Origin of the sequence: Pandoraea captiosa (genome assembly GCF_902459775.1) — a bacterium.
GTDB lineage: Bacteria > Pseudomonadota > Gammaproteobacteria > Burkholderiales > Burkholderiaceae > Pandoraea > Pandoraea captiosa.
On the sequence record NZ_CABPSQ010000006.1, the window covers coordinates 60,307 to 76,103 of the forward strand.

The window sequence follows — 15,797 nt, forward strand, 5'->3', positions numbered from 1 at the left end:
GCGGACAACGCACAACAAAAAATCGCCAGAAAGCTCGGCTTTCTGGCGATCTTCGGTGCGACGTGATTTTCCGGTAAACCGCAAGTTACTGCGACTTATCTACTCCATACATCAGAACCGCCATGTTGCCGACACGGAACCTGCAATGTCGGCATTCCCCGCCTTGTAGACGTTGCTCGACACCGCCGCCCCGAACACGATCCGCCGGGCCATGCGATACGACACACCGGCTTGCAAGCCGAGGCTGTCGCGCCCCACCACCTCGCTTCGCGTCGTAAACGGAAGCCCCGGATACCCGACGAAGCTGGCGCTCTGGTTGATCGCGCCATTCGTGAGTTCGTGGTTCCATGTGGCTTGCAGGTTGGCCGTGAGCGCATTGCCCGCGATCATCGGCAGGTCGAAGCGCAATTCCCCACCCAGACGCGTGCGCACCGAATTGAATGTCTTGCTGTCCAGGCGCAGGCGCGCGCCATCGGCCCCCTCTTCGGTCAGGCTCGGGCGATACAGTCCCGTGTAGTCGAGCGCCGCGACCGGGCCTGCGCTCGTCGTGCTGCTCAACGGCCAACGCCAGCCGCCCCCGATGCTTGCCGACGCGCTCGCCCCCGTCCACGTACCGCGCGGTGTCGCGCTGTAGCCATTGACCGAGATCGTTCGGTCGACGCGCCCGTCCTCGACGCCGATACGGGCGAGCGCAAACGCGTGCGGCCCGACGCTCGTCGAAGGCGCATAGCGCGCGTGCACACCGATATCGAACGCGGTGGTTTTGCCGGACCCCGGCGTCTGCCCGTCCAGACGCGTAGATTGACCACTGATCGCGCCATGTGCGCCAACGGTCCAGTCCCGCCCCTCGCCCGCTACCCCAACCACCCGCTCTGCGCCGAACACCACACCGTAGGTATTGCCGCTGGCGCCTGCCATGTCGCCCGCCGTGCCGCCATTTCGGGTACGCCAGTAGCCGCTGCCGAACGGCATCGCAAACCCGCGCCAGTTGCCCGTGAGCGCGCCTTCGCCCGCGTTGGGCGTGTTCTGGGTGCCGTCAGCGCCCACCGCAGTGGCCACCATGTCGGTCAATTGGCGCTCGCGCAGCAATCCCCCCGCGAACATCGCGCCGTAGGCTGCCGGGGTCAGTTGCGGGAGAGCTCTGGCGACGTCACTGCCATCGGCGGCCGAGAAGTCGAGCGCCGTGATGAGCGGCTGGAGATCCGCACCGGCGCCGCCCGCCATGCGGTCGAGCACGGCGCCGACGCTGCGGCTGTTACCGTCGATGCCGTATTGCGAATAGGCGTTCGCCGCTCGCGTGAACTGCACGCGGTACGTGTTGCCGCCAAGCGAACTCGCGCTGGCGAGCAGCGTGGGCGATGTCAGCAGGGTCGTCACGTTGGCGAACGCGCCGCTGATGCTCGACGCGTTCAGCCACTGATCCGAGGTCACGGTCATCCCACTGGCGTACCAGCCGCGTTGCGGCGCCATCGCCAGCGTGCCGTCGAGCGCCGCATGACCGGTCACCAGCAGCTTGCTGAAGGTGCCGCCGTCCGTCAGAGACAGGACGAGACGACCGGTGTTCGTCTGCGTGTAATCGCCGCCCACGCTGATGAAGCTGCCCGCGAGCGACGGCGCGACAGTGCCCGCGTTCACGAAAGCGCCGGCCGAACCCAGCACATAGCGGCTGTTACCGGTGAGCGTGGCCCCCGCGTTCACGGCCACGTCGTGCACCGTGTGATCGCCGTTGATTTCGGTCGTGCCGCCCGCCATCGTCAACGCCAGGTTGCTGCCGACGATGTTGCCGTCGTAGCGCAGATTGAACGTGGGATCGGCGCGATTCGTGGCAACGCCGTTCGCGTCGGGCGTCAACCCGAAGCTCAACTGTGTCAGACGCAGATCGCCGTTGGCGTCGCGCTCGGCGTACTTCGACAGAATGTCGCCATAGAGCGCCGCCCCGCGCATGATGTTGATCTGGCCGACGTAGCCGTTCTCCGACATATACAGCGAGGCGTACCTGCCCGCCAGTCTGCCGGTGATGTCGGCACGCGTGACTAGCGGGCCGTCGAGTTCGTCGGGCAGCGGCAAGGGCAGCCCCGTGTTGCGATCGAGCTTGGTGAAAATGTACGACCCGCGATAGTCGGCGTCATCGCCCAGCGCGTTGTGACCGAAGTCGAAACTCGCCGCGATACCGTTGGCGCCGAGCGCCTGAACGTCGCCTTGCTGCACGAACGTGTGGTTCTTGCCGTACGTGAACATCACGCCGCGCCCGTTCGCGCCGTCGGCGTAAATGCGCGTGCCCGGCAGCACGCTCACGTTGTTCGCCACGCCGTCCACCCGGATGCCTGCCCCGCCGTCACCGATGCTCAGCAGATCGGCCCGCTGGGCGACCGTGTTGTAGCTTCCGTAGAGATGCAGCCCGAGACCCAACGTCGCCGTGTTGTAGGTGTTCGGGACATAGGCGGTGCCGTCGGCGTTGCGGCCGAAGAACGGGCGGTCGTTGGTCAGCGTCAGACCGTCGTCGTAAATCGAGCGACCGAAAAAGTTGCGTCGGTCGATGTCGTAGCCGATATCTTGCAGCGCCGCGAGCTCGGCCTCCATGAACGCCGTGTAGTTGCGGTACGTCTGATGGCTCATCAGGCTGTTCTTGAGCTCGATGTGCGAGAAGATAGGCCCGTCGTATATCGTTCCCTCGAACATCGCCTTGACCGGAATGCCCTTCATGGCATTGCCGAGCACTTCCCTCACGTGGTCGCCGGCGAAGTAGGCGTTGTCGTTGCGCGCGTCGAACGCGCTCGGATCGACGGTGCCCCGGTTTTCCGGCGTGAGAATGTTCTGCCCCGGCTGGGCCGGACGGTCATTGTCGTCGTAGAGGTGCGCCGACCAGCTGTCGAGGACCGAGGTGAAGCGGTTCGTATGCAGCGTCGGCGTAATCTCGGTCTGGACAATGTTCGTCCCCACGCCCAGTGCGTGCGCCACCTCGTGCAACATCACGGCCGGCAAATCGGCCTGACTGTTGAGCGGGATCTGCGACGCCACGTGCGGCGCGGTGGAGAAGGCCATCTGGCCCAGCGTGATCTCGCCGTGCGCGCCATAGTAGGCCGGGCGTTCCAGCGGGTTGTTCTGAAGCGCCGCCTGAACGAGCGTCGGATTCTGGTCGCTGTCAGCCGGGAGCGGGCCGACGTCGAACGCATAGGGGCTGTACGCATGGGCACCGCCCGACGTGCTCATGCCGACGTTGATCGCCGCCGGCGATCTGCCGGGCGTCACCTTGATGACCTCGGCCCAATAGTTCAGCGCCGCGCGTATCTGGTCGGTTTGCAATGGCGAGAGGGTGCCCGACGAGACCTGATCCCGGCCGAAATCGTCACTGGTGTAGGCGCCGTCCGTGGGGGAAAAGAGCCGCGCCTGTATGAACGGCGTGCCGTAGCGGTCCGCGATGTCGATTGGCGTGTAAGCCTGCGCGGCCGACGCGAGAGTGCAAAGCGCCGCAAACGCGACGCAGGTCATCCGAATCGTCCTCATTCAGTACTCCGTATCCTTTTTTCGCTTCTGTAAGACTTTGTAAGGCGAAGCGAATGTTACGGAGCCTGCCGCGCGACGTCACTGCGATTTATACGGGGTTAGGGACCGACCTTCGGTAAACCCGCGTGGAATAAGCACTTTTTCCTTTCCCCTTCCTTTACGACACGATCAATTCCGCTGAAAACGGCCCGACCTGTATTAATCACAGTTTCGCCGCAGCGGGCCGGTGACGATACTTCACTCACCGGCTAACGCAACGACGCCGCAAGACAAGGCAACGCAGCGGCAGCCGTCATCCCAACCATGAACGACAGGAGAATCACCATGCCCGCACTCGTCACCTACGGCTTCGCCTCGATCCTGGGCCTGATCGGCACGCTCGTCTCGGCGCTTGGCTGAACGAGCATCGCCCAACGCTAACCCGACAACGGAGCACACCGCCATGCAACTCATCCTCGATATCGTCGACAACCTTTTCTATAGCGACACGTGCATCGAAACCGGCATGCAGTGCGCCATCCACGTTGGCCACGTGTTCGGCTACTGATCGGGTCACGCCCCCGCCCCTTCAATCACCCAAGGAGATTCACCATGGTCCGCGCTCTGGCTTACGGCATTTCCGAGCTTTACGCCCAATTCGGCCATCTGCTCCCGTTCCAGTTCTGAACGAGACATGACGAAGGCGTCCCGGCAAGGACCGCCCCTGCGGTCCTTTTCTTATTGTGCGAGAACGCATCGATGGCGTGTGCGAGACATGTCACCGGCACCTATTTCTGCAAAATTTCGTCGTCCAGTTATTTTTTAGTACGATTTCACTATTCCATTAAAAAAATCGGGGCCAGCGGGATGTCATCTCCCACCAAAGTTTTCTGCATCGAGGACGATCACGATTCGGCAGACCTGATTCGCGAGGATCTGACGGATCGGGGTTATGTCGTGAAAGTGGCGCACGATTTTTCGGCCGCGCTGGCGACGCTTGCCGCTTTCATGCCGGACATCATCGTGTGCGACGTGAACGTGCCCGGCATGACGGGCTTCGAGTTTCTGGAAAGCGCTCGCGGCATTATTCAGGGAGAGCGCAAGATTCCGTTCATTTTCCTGACGGGCAACGCCGACAAGGAATCGATCATGCGCGGGCACAGCACCGGTGCTGACGAATACATGCTCAAACCCGTGGACTTCGACGTGCTCGACACGGTGATCCGCAAATACACCGAGCATGACGAAGCGCCGGAAGGCGCGCCGCTGCCGTTCGGGCTCACGAAGCGCGAAGTGGAAGTGTTGCAATGGTCGGCGCGCGGCAAGACATCCGCCGAGATCTCGATCATTCTCGAATTGGGTAAGCGTACGGTGGACTTCCACATCGATAACGCCCGCGAAAAGCTCAACGTTGCTACGCGCACGGAAGCTGTGGTTCGCGCCGCCCTGCTCAACATCATTGCGCTCTGAGCGCGTCGTCGCGCCGGGCTTATCTCGCATGCCGAAATCCTCCCCCCCTGCTTCAGTGTCCGCTTCAGTGCCCACCTCAAGCCCGCTCCCGATCCGGGGACGGATGTATCTCCTGCTCGCACTGTGTCTCGTCGCGATGATTGCCGTGGGTATCGCGGTGCACTATCAGGTCGATTCGGCGCAGCAACGCGCCATCGCCGCCGAGCGCGCACAGATCGAGAATCTGAGCGTGCTGGAAGAACTCAACGATTACATCTCGGACTTCCGCACCGTCGAGTCCGAAGCGCTTGCGCCGATGTCTCCCGGGGCATTCGCGGACATTCGTACGGCAGCAGCCGAGTTCGACGACAAGATCAAGGCTGCCTCGGAGCGGTATCAAAAGGTGCTGGCGCACGACGAATTCCGTCTGGCTTTCTCGAAGTTCCACACCCAATGGGCGCAGTACCGCCGGGCAGCCAATCAGGTGTTTCAACTCGCGCAGAGCGGCAAGCTGAACGACGCCGCGAGGTTTTATCGTGGGGAGTCCGGCGCCAAATACGCGCAGGCGAACAACACGTTCGGCGCCCTGGTGTTTCGGAGCACCGAATCATTGATCCGGGAGGTGGAGGCGAAAAACACCGAGGCCCGCCGGCATCTTCTCAAGATCGACGCGTTGATCGCCGCGATGATCGTGGTGACGCTGCTGTGCCTGATTTATGTCGATGCAGTGATTCTCCGGCCATTGACACACCTCATCCGGATGGCCGGGAATGCGGTCGGCGGCAAGGACAAGCTGCGCCTGCCGTGGCTCTCGCGCGGCGACGAGATCGGCGCGCTTTCGCGAACGCTGTCGAAGATTCAGGAAAGCACGGCGTCGCTGGTACGCAACCAGAAGCTGGCAACGGCCAAGAACACGATGTTGCAGCGCGCACTGGCGAACGAGGAGCGTCTGAACAACTTCCAGAAAACCTTCCGTTCGATGGCAACGCATGAGTTTCGCACGCTGCTCAGTGTCATCGACGGTCATGCGCAGCGTCTGCTCAACCCGCGAAACGAAGAGACGGATTCGAGCCCGCGCTACACGAAGATCCGGGAAGCGGTGGCCAAGCTGAACAATCTCATTCAGAACTGGCTGGACGCAGCGCAAAGCGCCTCGCTGGACGATCCGAAATTCGGCAAACGCACGGAATTGTCGTTGCTGGCCCTGCTCGAAGACGTGCGCGGCGTCGGTTCGGACATGTTCCCGAACGCGACGATCACGGTGCAGGCCCCGGCAGGCATCGACAGCCGCATGATCGGCGACGGCAATGTGCTGTTCCACGCGTTCATCAATCTGGTGAGCAACGCCACGAAGTACACATTGGCACAGCCTGCCATCGACATGCGTTTGTCGGACAAGGGCGAAGCGTTCGAGGTGACGCTGCGCGACAACGGCACCGGGATCCCTGCCGACGAACTCAAGGAGATCTTCCAGATGTCGTTCCGCTCGCGCAGCAACGCGGTGCTGGAAGACGGCTCGGGCGTCGGTCTGGCGGTGGTCTACGCCGCCATCGAGTTCCACAAGGGCACCATTGACGTGGCGAGTCAGGTCGGCGTGGGCACGACGTTCACGATTACTTTGCCGAAGGCGCCCGTGGTCGAGACGGCGAACGCCTGATACGTCCGATACACCTGATACGTCTGGTACGTCTGATAAGGCGCTGGAAATCGCCTGCGGCTATAGGTGAAAGTCGCCTGCGGCTTCGGGCTGATAGACCACTTTCTCGATGCGAATGCGGCGGGTTCGGTGATGGATCCGCCAATCGATGGCGTCCCCTTCCCGGTAACCGAGGATCGCCGAGCCGACATCCGAGACGATCGATACCTTGTCGTCACTGCCATCGACATCATCCGGATAGACGAGATCCACTTCCATGGCCTCGTCATCCAGCCGCAGCCGCGCTCGGGAATTCATGGTGATTACGTCGCGGTCCACCTGCCGCGAATCGACGACGACGGCGCGCTCGATCTCATGCGCCAGATTGACCGTGTCCGGGCCAGAAGCCAGCGCAACGAGATGGCGCAGCCGGGTCTGGTCGATTTCGGTGATGTAGATCTCGGACGACGCGCCCGTCCGTCCCTCGCGCAGACGTTGAAGATATCGGTCCGCGGTCATGGCAAACGACTTCATCGCCGACGTTTCGCGCTCGAGCACGAACCCACAGCGAACGAACGCCTTGAGCGAGCGCGCATTGTCCACGTGAATTCTGGCAATGAGTTTTTCGGCGCGCATGTCGAAGAAGGCGAGTTTCATGCCTTCTCGCAGAGCGCCGGCGCCGAGCTTGCGGCCCCAGTTGTCGCGATTCCCGATGACGAGAACGATCTCGCAGTCCTGTCCTGTCTTGACGAGGCGCACGAACCCGACGGGTTCGTCGTGCCGGTCATAGGCCATGAAGAACCGGCCGCCCTGATTGAACAGATGGGTGAGGATCGGCAGCTGCACCCGATCGATGACCTGCTCGATGGCCCGGGACACCTGACGCGAATCGCTCAGATAGCGCACGACGCTCTCGTCTTCCAGCCAGTCGATCAAATGGAACGCGTTTGCCCGCGTAATTTCGGGGCACAGAGAAATGAAAGGCTCGCTCATCTTCGCCACACTGGGTTGCAAGAATGAAAGCCTTCCATGGCGTCGGCCATGACGGTTCTTTCGAAGGAACGTCGAATTCTAAACCAGCGTTGACGAAAGGGCTAATATCGCTGGCAGACCGAACGTGATTCCGCCGCGCGTACCGCATACCGCAGGCACGCCACGGCACTGACCGAACCGGTCGATGCACTACTGACATTTTTTGTCAGGAGAGACCGCTACATTGGTCGCCTGTCGATAACTCACCCAAGGATCTCGCCATGCTGACGCTTTTCCACGCTCCCCGTAGCCGTTCCACGCGTGTCGTTGCGCTGCTTCACGAACTGGGCGCACTCGACGACGTCAGGATCCAGGTCGTCGGCATCGAGCGCATGGACGGCTCCGGCGGACATGACCCACGCAACCCGCATCCGGAGGGCAAGGTGCCGCTGCTGGTGGACGGCGAGGTGCAGGTCTGGGAGTCGGCGGCCATCATCCAGTACCTTGCCGAACGCTTCCCGGCGAACGATCTGGCCCTTCCGCCCGACCATCCGGAGCGCGGCGCCTATCTGAGCTGGTTCGCCTGGTACGCCGGCGTGCTGGAGCCGGTCATCACCGTGGACTTTGCCGGGCTGCAACATCCGCTGCTGGTCCGAACCTTTCGCACCAAAGCCGAGGCCCTTGGCCGACTCCGCGCAGCGCTGACGAACCGCACCTATCTTGTTGGTGAGCGTTTCACCGCCGCCGACCTGCTGTTGCATTCCGCTTTTGCGTGGATGGGCAAGCCGGGGGATCCGGTCATCGATGCCTGGGTCGATCGTTGCATGGCTCGCCCGAGCGCGGCCTTCGCCATCGCGTTCGATAACGAAGCGCTGGCTGCCGCGGCAAGGTAGTGTGACCGGGACACGTCCGCGCGCTTGCGTCAGTCGTCTCAGAACGTCAATCGAGGATGTCACTTAAGGACGCCACTTCGGGACGCCAGTTCGGGACGTCCGTACGGCCCGACATGTCAGCCCGCTGGCGGCGGGGTCACATCCGACGCATTCCCGGCGCCACCCAGCGCCTTGTACAGCGCCATACGGTTGTTCAGGCGGCTCAGGCGGGTCTGCGCATCGGCCGTTTGCGCCGCGCGCAGCAGCCGCAGTTGTTCGAGCCACGGTTGCACGCCAATGGCCCCGGCCTGATAACGTGATCTCAGCAGTGTCTCCGCGCGTTGGGCTTGCGTGAGCGACAGGACACGCTGTTCACTCTCGAGCGTCAATTGCTCGCGCGCGGACAACGCATTCTCGACCTCGCTGAGCGCCGTGAAGAGGCTCTTGCGGAAGTTGACGACCGCCTCCTCGTATTGCGTCTGCGACACCTTGATTTGCAACTGCATCGTGTTCCACTGGATGAACGGCAATGCCAGTCCCAGCCCCAGCGAACCGACCGGATTCTGCAACACGCGCTCCAGCGACGTGCTCGTCGTGCCGAGTTGCCCGGTCAGCGTGAAAGTGGGATAGAAACTCGTGCGAGTGATGTCGACGTTGGCGAGCGTGCCGCGCAAGCGCAATTCCGACGCGCGCAGATCGGGACGGCGCCCCAGCAACGCTGCGGGCAATCCGGCGGGCACGTCGGGCAACGCTTGCGTGGGCAGCACCGACGGTTCTGCCGCTGCCTGCTCCGGCGGACGATCGAAAAGAATGGCGAGCGCGTTGCGGTTCTCCGTGCGCTGCTGTACCAGTTGTGTCAGCGTGGCGCGCTGGTCCGCCAGATTTCCCTCGGTCTGCGCGACATCCAGCCCCGACACTGCACCGGCGGCATAACGCGAGCGCACCAGCGCCAGAATGCGCTCGGTATAGACGATGTTGCTCTGCGTGTTCGCAATCTGCTGATTCAGGAAACCGATGGTCCAGTAGAGCTGCGCTGTCGTGGCGATCAGCGACAGGCGTGCAGCCTCGCGGTCGGCGTCGGTCGCCTCATATTCCCAGCGCGCCGCGTCGCGTTGCGCCGCGAGTTTGCCCCACAAGTCCAGTTCGTAGGATGCCGTTGCCTGCAGCGTGCCCTTGCGCGCCATCGCGTGCGTGTCGAGTGTGCGCGACACGGTGCCGGTGCCGCCCACCGTCACTGAGGGTGTCAGATTCGTATCGGCCAGTCCGGCCTGCAATTGGGCCCGGTAGACACGAATGCCTGCCGCAGCCAGATCGTTGTTGACGGCCAGGGCGTCGGTGATGAGCTTGTCGAGTACCGGGTCACCAAAGGCGCGCCAGAAGTCGGGGGCAATAGCCGCCGCGCGGGCCGTGCCGGTGGTGTTGCTCGCGTCGGCCAACGCGTCGGATGGCGCACCGGTCGTCGGTGCGCCGGCCCATTGGGCGGGCACCGGCACGGCTGGCAGCGGAGCGTGACGCACACCGGCGCAGCCCGCCAGCAACACCGCCGCGATCGCCAATGCGAGCGCCGAGCGGCGCAGGCCATGGACCGGTCGGGTCGACGATATCGTCGGCGCCGACAAAGCTGACGCCCCCGTCGATGCCAACGCATCAGACAGTTTGCGAGCGGTAGCAATCATTCTCGTCATCTGGCAATACCTCAATCGCGCGCAAGCGCTTCGACCGGATCGAGCCGCGCGGCATTGCGCGCAGGCATGAAACCGAACACCACGCCGATGAGCGTCGAGCACAGGAACGCCGTGACCACCGACCCCATCGAAAACACCATCTTCCATTTCTCGACGAACAGGGAGAACAGGAAGCTCGCCCCGAAGGACAGCGCAATACCGATCGCACCGCCCATCAGACACACCATCACGGCCTCCACCAGAAACTGCTGCATGATGTCGCTCTGCCGCGCGCCCACCGCCATGCGAATGCCGATCTCGCGCGTGCGCTCAGTCACCGACACGATCATGATGTTCATCACGCCGATGCCACCGACGACCAGCGAGATCACCGCAATCAGCGAGAGCAGCAGGGTCAGCGACTGGCTCGTCTTCTCGACCGTCTTCACCACGCTGTCCATGTTGTAGGTGAAAAAGTCCTTACGTCCGTGACGCTGCGTCATCAGTGTTTCGAGACTCTTCTCGGCGGCCTTGCTCGGCTGACCGTCGCGCACCCGCACCGTAATGCTGTCGACGTTGCGCTGACCGAACAGCCGCCCGGCCGCCGTCGTGTACGGCACCCAGATGTTCAGGCTCTTGGTGTCGCCGAACGCGCTCTTTTTCTCGACCGTCACACCGATCACCACGCATGGCAGGTTGCCCACGAAAATCACTTCGCCCAGCGGATTCGGGTTAGCGCCGAACAGCTTGCGTCGCGTGTTCTGATCGATGACGGCCACCTGTGCCTGACGTCGCACCTCGTCCGGCCCGAAGGCAATGCCCTGCGCGATCTTCAGGCCACGCACCTGGAAGAAATGCTCGCCCACGCCCGTGACCATCGCGCTCGCATCCACGTTGCGGTAACGCAGCAGCAGGCTGCGCGCCGTCTCCGGTGTCGCGCTGTCGACATAAATCTGTTCCGAGAGCGCCAGCACGTCTTCCGGCACCAGCGTCTGAATCGCCGTCGCCCGGTTGTCGCCCCAGTCCTTGCCGGGATAGATGTTGATCGTGTTCGTGCCGATGCTGCCGATCTCGGCGAGCATGTATCGCTTCGCCCCCTCGCCGATGGCGACGATGGACACGACCGACGTGATACCGATGATGATGCCGAGCATCGTCAGGAACGTGCGCAGGCGGTGCGAGATCAGCGCGATCCACGCCATGCGGAACGCCTCCGCGAAGCGGTCGATGCCGCCCGTCCACCGACGCGGCGGGATCGCGCCGCCATGGCTGGCGTTCACCGACGCCGGGTCGCTCGCCGATACAGACGATACAGACGATACGGCCGATACGGCGGATGCAGCAGACGCTTCAGCCTCGGCGACTTCCCGTGCGGTCTCGTCCGGTGACGCCGGGTCCGGCGCGAGGTCCACCGGCGTGTTTTCCCGGTCGGCCACGATCTCGCCGTCGCGAATCTCGATGATCCGGCGTGCGTGCGCCGCCACCGTCTCATCGTGCGTCACGATGATGACGGTGTGCCCCAGCGCGTTGAGTTCCTTGAGGATGCGAATGACTTCCTTGCCGCTGCGCGTGTCGAGCGCACCGGTCGGTTCGTCCGCCAGAATGACCTCGCCCCCGTTCATCAGCGCCCGCGCGATACTCACGCGCTGCTGCTGGCCGCCGGACAACTGACTGGGACGATGCGCCGTGCGCTCCGCCAGCCCGAGCCGTTCGAGCAGCATGATCGAGCGCGCGCGCCGCGCCGCATGCGGCGTGCCCGTGTAGACCGAAGGCATCTCCACGTTGGACGCCGCGTCGAGGTGCGGCAACAGGTGGTAGCGCTGGAAGATGAACCCGAAGTGCTCCCGACGCAGTTGCGCCAGCGCATCGGCGTCGAGATCGCGGGTCTCGCGCCCAAGCACGCGATAGCTGCCTTCGCTCGGATGATCGAGGCACCCGAGAATGTTCATCAGCGTCGACTTGCCCGAGCCGGACGCCCCCATGATCGCGACGATCTCGCCGCCTTCGATGGTGAGATCCACGTCGCGCAACACCGTGACGTCACGCTCACCCGCCGGAAACCGGCGCGTGATGCCCGTGAGCTCCAGCATCGGGTGCGGGCTGACGCCCTGGGTGCCAGCCAGGTCGTGGACGCTGCGCGCAGAAGACGCTCCGGCTGCCTGCGGCGTGTGATGTGAGGTCTGCGTCATGGCGCTCGACTTCCTCGGCTCGATTTACTGTGCGGCGCCGGACGACGCATCGGTCTGCGTCGAAGGCGTATTGCCCGCCTCGACCGCCTCGCCGATCACGACACGCTCGTCCGCCGACAGCCCTTCGCGCACTTCGACACGCACGTTGTTGTTCACGCCGGTCACGATCTGACGCGTCACGGCCCGGCCGTCCTTGGCGTCTTTGTCCAGCACGCGCACCTCGTAGCGGTCGGGGCCGATCTTCTTGCCCAGCGCCGCCACCGGCACACTCAGCGCCTGTTTCGCCGTCCCCAGCAGCACATTGACCTGTGCCGTCATCGAAATGCGCAGACGATGATCGGCGTTGGGCACGTCGAACAGCGCGTTGTAAAACACGGCCGTGTTGTTTCGCGTCGCCCCGCCGCCAAGCGTGCTCTGCGTGTCGAGGAAGTTCTGCGGCGCCGGTTCGATGGCGCGCAGCTTGCCGTAATAGCGCTTGTCCGGGTCGCCGAGGATCGTGAAGTACGCCGTCTGGCCCGGCGAGATGCGAATCACGTCGGCCTCCGAGACCTGCGCCTTCACGGTGATCGTGTCCATGTCGGCCAGCTTCAGAATCACCGGCGCCTGTTGCTGTGCAATCACGGTCTGGCCTTCCTGCGTCACGATGGCGACGACCTGCCCGTCGATCGGCGCGACGATGCGCGTGTAGCCGACGTTCGCGCGTGCCGACTCGATGGCTACACCCGCCTTGCGGATCTGTGCGTCCAGACCGGCAAGCGTGGCGCGCTGGGTGTCGAGCGTGGCTTGCGCCGATTCGAAGTCCTGACGAGACGTCGCATCGTCGGGCAGCATCTGGCGCTGACGGGCGAATGCCAGTTCGGCCTGCTTCAACTGCGCCGCGGTCGAGCGCTTTTGCGCCTGAAGGTTCTGCTCATCGGCCTGCGCCTGACGCAGCGCATTCTGCGCGAGCACCGGATCGATCTGCGCGAGCCACTGCCCCTTCGTCACCTTATCGCCGAGCTTGACCTTGAGCGACTTCAACTGCCCGCTGACCTGCGCGCCAACGTCCACTTGCTGAAACGCCTGTAGCGTGCCGGTGGCAAGCACGGTGTTCTCGAGGTCGCTGCGCTCGACCCTTGCGCTGAGATACTGAGGCGGCTTCGGGGTCGCCAGACTGCGAATGCCGAGCGCCACGAGAACGATGAGCACGACGACGCTGGTAATCAGGTAGGGCCTGCGGCGGATGAACTGGATCATGGAACGGGTTTGGCGAGACCTGCAAGATCACAAAAGGTTGAGAGTTTAAGGGGTTTGGGTGGGTTTGGGCGGCGTTCGGGGCCGATTCTCCCCATTTGTGGTTTCGTTGACAGCAGTGTCGCACCGCCACCGGATCGCGAAAACTTGTACAAATCACAGTGCTGCGGCCGGAGAACACCGCAACACCCGGTCAAAAACGCATGAAGTGATATATTCGCCCGGCACTGCAAGGGACATCATGAAAACGGAAATCTTCTACGCGCTTTACCTGATCGCGATCATCACGGAAGCGATGTCGGGCGCCATCATGGGGATGCAGCGCGGCATGGACCGCTTCGGACTGGCCTTCGTGGGCATGGTCACGGCGCTGGGCGGCGGCACCATTCGCGATGTGCTGTTCGGTCGCCACCCGCTCGTCTGGATTGCACATCCCGAGTACCTGCTGCTCACGCTGGGCGCGGCCACGCTGGCGTCCATCGTCGCGCGCCACGTACACAAACTGCGCATGACGTTCATCACGGTCGACGCCATCGGTCTGGCCGCTTTCACGATTCTTGGATGCGATATCGGCATGACCGTGAGCAAGAGCCCGGTCATCGTCGTGCTTGCCGGGGTACTGACGGGCATTGGCGGCGGTATGCTGCGCGACTTGCTGTGCGGCCAGGTGCCGCTGGTGCTGCGCCGGGAGATGTATGCGAGCGTGGCCGTCATCGCCGGTGCCATGTATGTGGCAATGCTGCATTTCGGGGTGCCGAACGGTGTGGCGACGGGCATCGGCTTCGTCGCCGGCTTCGTCATCCGGATGCTGGCGGTGTGGTTCGGGTGGCGCTTTCGCACGTTCGAAAACGAAGCCCCGTCCGAGCCGATGCATTGACGCGCCAAGGCGCGTGGCGACGATCCTTACCGCGCCGCCAATGACGCCGCCGATGTCGGCACCTCAAAGCTGCCGAACGTCTCGGCGTCGACCGGCGCGCCGAAGCCATACTTCGCGCGCGGGCGAAGCATGAAGGCCTGGGTGCGTTGTTCCATGACATGCGCGACCCAGCCTGCCGAGCGCCCGATGATCCACATCGCCGTCGAGGTGCCGTCGGGCAGCCCCAGTGCGCGGGCGAGCGCCACCAGTCCCGTCGCCAACCCGGCGTGGGCGTTCAGTTCGGTACGCATGCGTTCGAGGAAATCGAGCGTGAGACGCGTGTTCTTTCGCCGTTGCTCGTCGATGGTGACGTCGTCGGTCTCGCGCATGAGTTCGCCCGCGATCTGCATCATCAGGTCGGCCCGTGCATCGCCTCCGGGGTATAACGGATGGTTGAACCCGAGCAGGCTCGCACCGTACTCGCGCACGCGATCGATGCGGGTGTCGAGCGCGTCGTACGGCTCGCAGAACAACAGGGTCTCGATCTTCTCCGTACTCGTGCCCGTCGTGAAGCCGATATGCGAACCGATGGCCGCCGCGACGCAACCGAAGAGATCGGCGTTGGTCGACGCCGCCACGCGGGCCGAAAACGTGGCCGGCGCCAATTCGTTGTCCGCCAGCACCACGAGCGCGGCATTCATCGCCCGCAGTCTGGCGTGGGTCACCACGCTGCCCGCCGCCCGCAGTAAATGCGCGGCCACGTTCTCGTTGCGCTCGCGCGCGACGAACCGCTGTTGCGGACCAAGGAAGCCCACACATCCGACCATGCAATGCAACATCGCCCGGGCGGCCTGCACTGCGGTGCCGTCGGCCAGCTCTCGCGCACCGCGCCCATGCATGGCCAGTGCGAACGGCACCATCCCCAGCAAATTGCCGATGTCCGCGCTCGCCACCCGGCCGTCGTAAGTCGAGAGGAAACGCAGCACGTCGGTTGGCGTCTCCTGCATCGGCCACTCGGCGATGCTGTCCTGCCAGATACCGGTCATCAGCAAATGCACGACCGACTCGAACGACGCCCCGCCGCTCGCCAGATCGATAGCCAGCCGGTTGCGATAGCGCGGACCGTGCGGCGTGATCTGCGTGATGGCCGAGTGCAACACCGGGTCGCCGAAGCGCATGGTGGATTCGGCGACCGCACCGGTTGGCGCGCGTCCGCGCTTGCGGGTGGCCATGCGCTCCACGTCGCGCCGCAGGTACAGGCTCTTGCGGCCATCCTCGTGCGGCCGCGCGCGAATCAGGCCCCGGCTCACGTAGGCATAGAGCGTGGCCGGTTTGATGTCGAGCATGGCGAGCACTTCTTCGCGCGTCATCAGGTCGGTTTGCTGCGTCATCGTCTCCCTCGTCAGTGTTTTTCAGCGCACTTCGACAGTGCCGCGGCACATC

At 63.7% G+C, this 15,797-nt stretch carries 9 protein-coding genes and 2 pseudogenes; 4 read left to right on the forward strand and 7 right to left on the reverse strand.

The annotated features are described in order from the left end of the window. Positions 1-111 precede the first annotated feature (111 nt). Positions 112-3,504, reverse strand: a complete 3,393-nt coding sequence (locus tag PCA31118_RS16620) for an autotransporter family protein (protein ID WP_150626243.1) — start codon at positions 3,502-3,504, stop codon at positions 112-114. Between the two features lie 846 nt (positions 3,505-4,350). On the opposite strand from PCA31118_RS16620, the gene PCA31118_RS16625 reads away from it, so the two are divergent. Together PCA31118_RS16625 and PCA31118_RS16630 are read left to right on the forward strand one after the other, a co-directional pair. Beyond that, positions 4,351-4,953 (forward strand): response regulator transcription factor, encoded by a 603-nt coding sequence (locus PCA31118_RS16625; protein WP_150626244.1) that lies wholly within the window; start codon positions 4,351-4,353, stop codon positions 4,951-4,953. Between the two features lie 28 nt (positions 4,954-4,981). After that, positions 4,982-6,589 (forward strand): sensor histidine kinase, encoded by a 1,608-nt coding sequence (locus PCA31118_RS16630; RefSeq protein ID WP_150626245.1) that lies wholly within the window; start codon positions 4,982-4,984, stop codon positions 6,587-6,589. Between the two features lie 60 nt (positions 6,590-6,649). On the opposite strand, the gene PCA31118_RS16635 is transcribed toward PCA31118_RS16630, so the two are convergent. Continuing rightward, positions 6,650-7,561 carry a bifunctional GNAT family N-acetyltransferase/nucleoside diphosphate kinase regulator gene (locus PCA31118_RS16635; protein WP_150626246.1) on the reverse strand — a complete coding sequence of 304 codons (912 nt, stop codon included), beginning with the start codon at positions 7,559-7,561 and terminating at the stop codon, positions 6,650-6,652. A 260-nt stretch (positions 7,562-7,821) separates the two neighbouring features. On the opposite strand from PCA31118_RS16635, the gene PCA31118_RS16640 reads away from it, so the two are divergent. Continuing rightward, on the forward strand, positions 7,822-8,433 hold the full coding sequence (locus PCA31118_RS16640) for a glutathione S-transferase family protein (RefSeq protein WP_150626247.1): 612 nt from the start codon (positions 7,822-7,824) through the stop codon (positions 8,431-8,433). 116 nt (positions 8,434-8,549) lie between these two features. On the opposite strand, the gene PCA31118_RS16645 is transcribed toward PCA31118_RS16640, so the two are convergent. The 4 genes and pseudogenes from PCA31118_RS16645 to macA form a co-directional block, all read right to left on the reverse strand. Beyond that, the gene (locus PCA31118_RS16645; protein ID WP_246190276.1) at positions 8,550-10,097 is read right to left on the reverse strand and encodes an efflux transporter outer membrane subunit; all 1,548 of its coding nucleotides are present in this window, start codon (positions 10,095-10,097) and stop codon (positions 8,550-8,552) included. An 11-nt stretch (positions 10,098-10,108) separates the two neighbouring features. Then, positions 10,109-11,347 (reverse strand): annotated as a pseudogene (locus PCA31118_RS27675) (ABC transporter permease); the annotation flags it as partial. 108 nt (positions 11,348-11,455) lie between these two features. Then, positions 11,456-12,166, reverse strand: a pseudogene (locus tag PCA31118_RS27680) (ATP-binding cassette domain-containing protein); the annotation flags it as partial. A 123-nt stretch (positions 12,167-12,289) separates the two neighbouring features. Then, positions 12,290-13,501, reverse strand: coding sequence for a macrolide transporter subunit MacA (gene macA / locus PCA31118_RS16655; protein WP_150626249.1), 1,212 nt, complete (start codon positions 13,499-13,501; stop codon positions 12,290-12,292). A gap of 238 nt (positions 13,502-13,739) precedes the next feature. Here macA and PCA31118_RS16660 point away from each other — a divergent pair, with 238 nt between their 5' ends. Then, positions 13,740-14,375, forward strand: coding sequence for a trimeric intracellular cation channel family protein (locus tag PCA31118_RS16660; protein ID WP_150626250.1), 636 nt, complete (start codon positions 13,740-13,742; stop codon positions 14,373-14,375). Positions 14,376-14,401: 26 nt separating this feature from the next. On the opposite strand, the gene PCA31118_RS16665 is transcribed toward PCA31118_RS16660, so the two are convergent. Next, positions 14,402-15,745, reverse strand: coding sequence for a citrate synthase (locus PCA31118_RS16665; protein ID WP_246190277.1), 1,344 nt, complete (start codon positions 15,743-15,745; stop codon positions 14,402-14,404). Between the last annotated feature and the right edge of the window lie 52 nt (positions 15,746-15,797).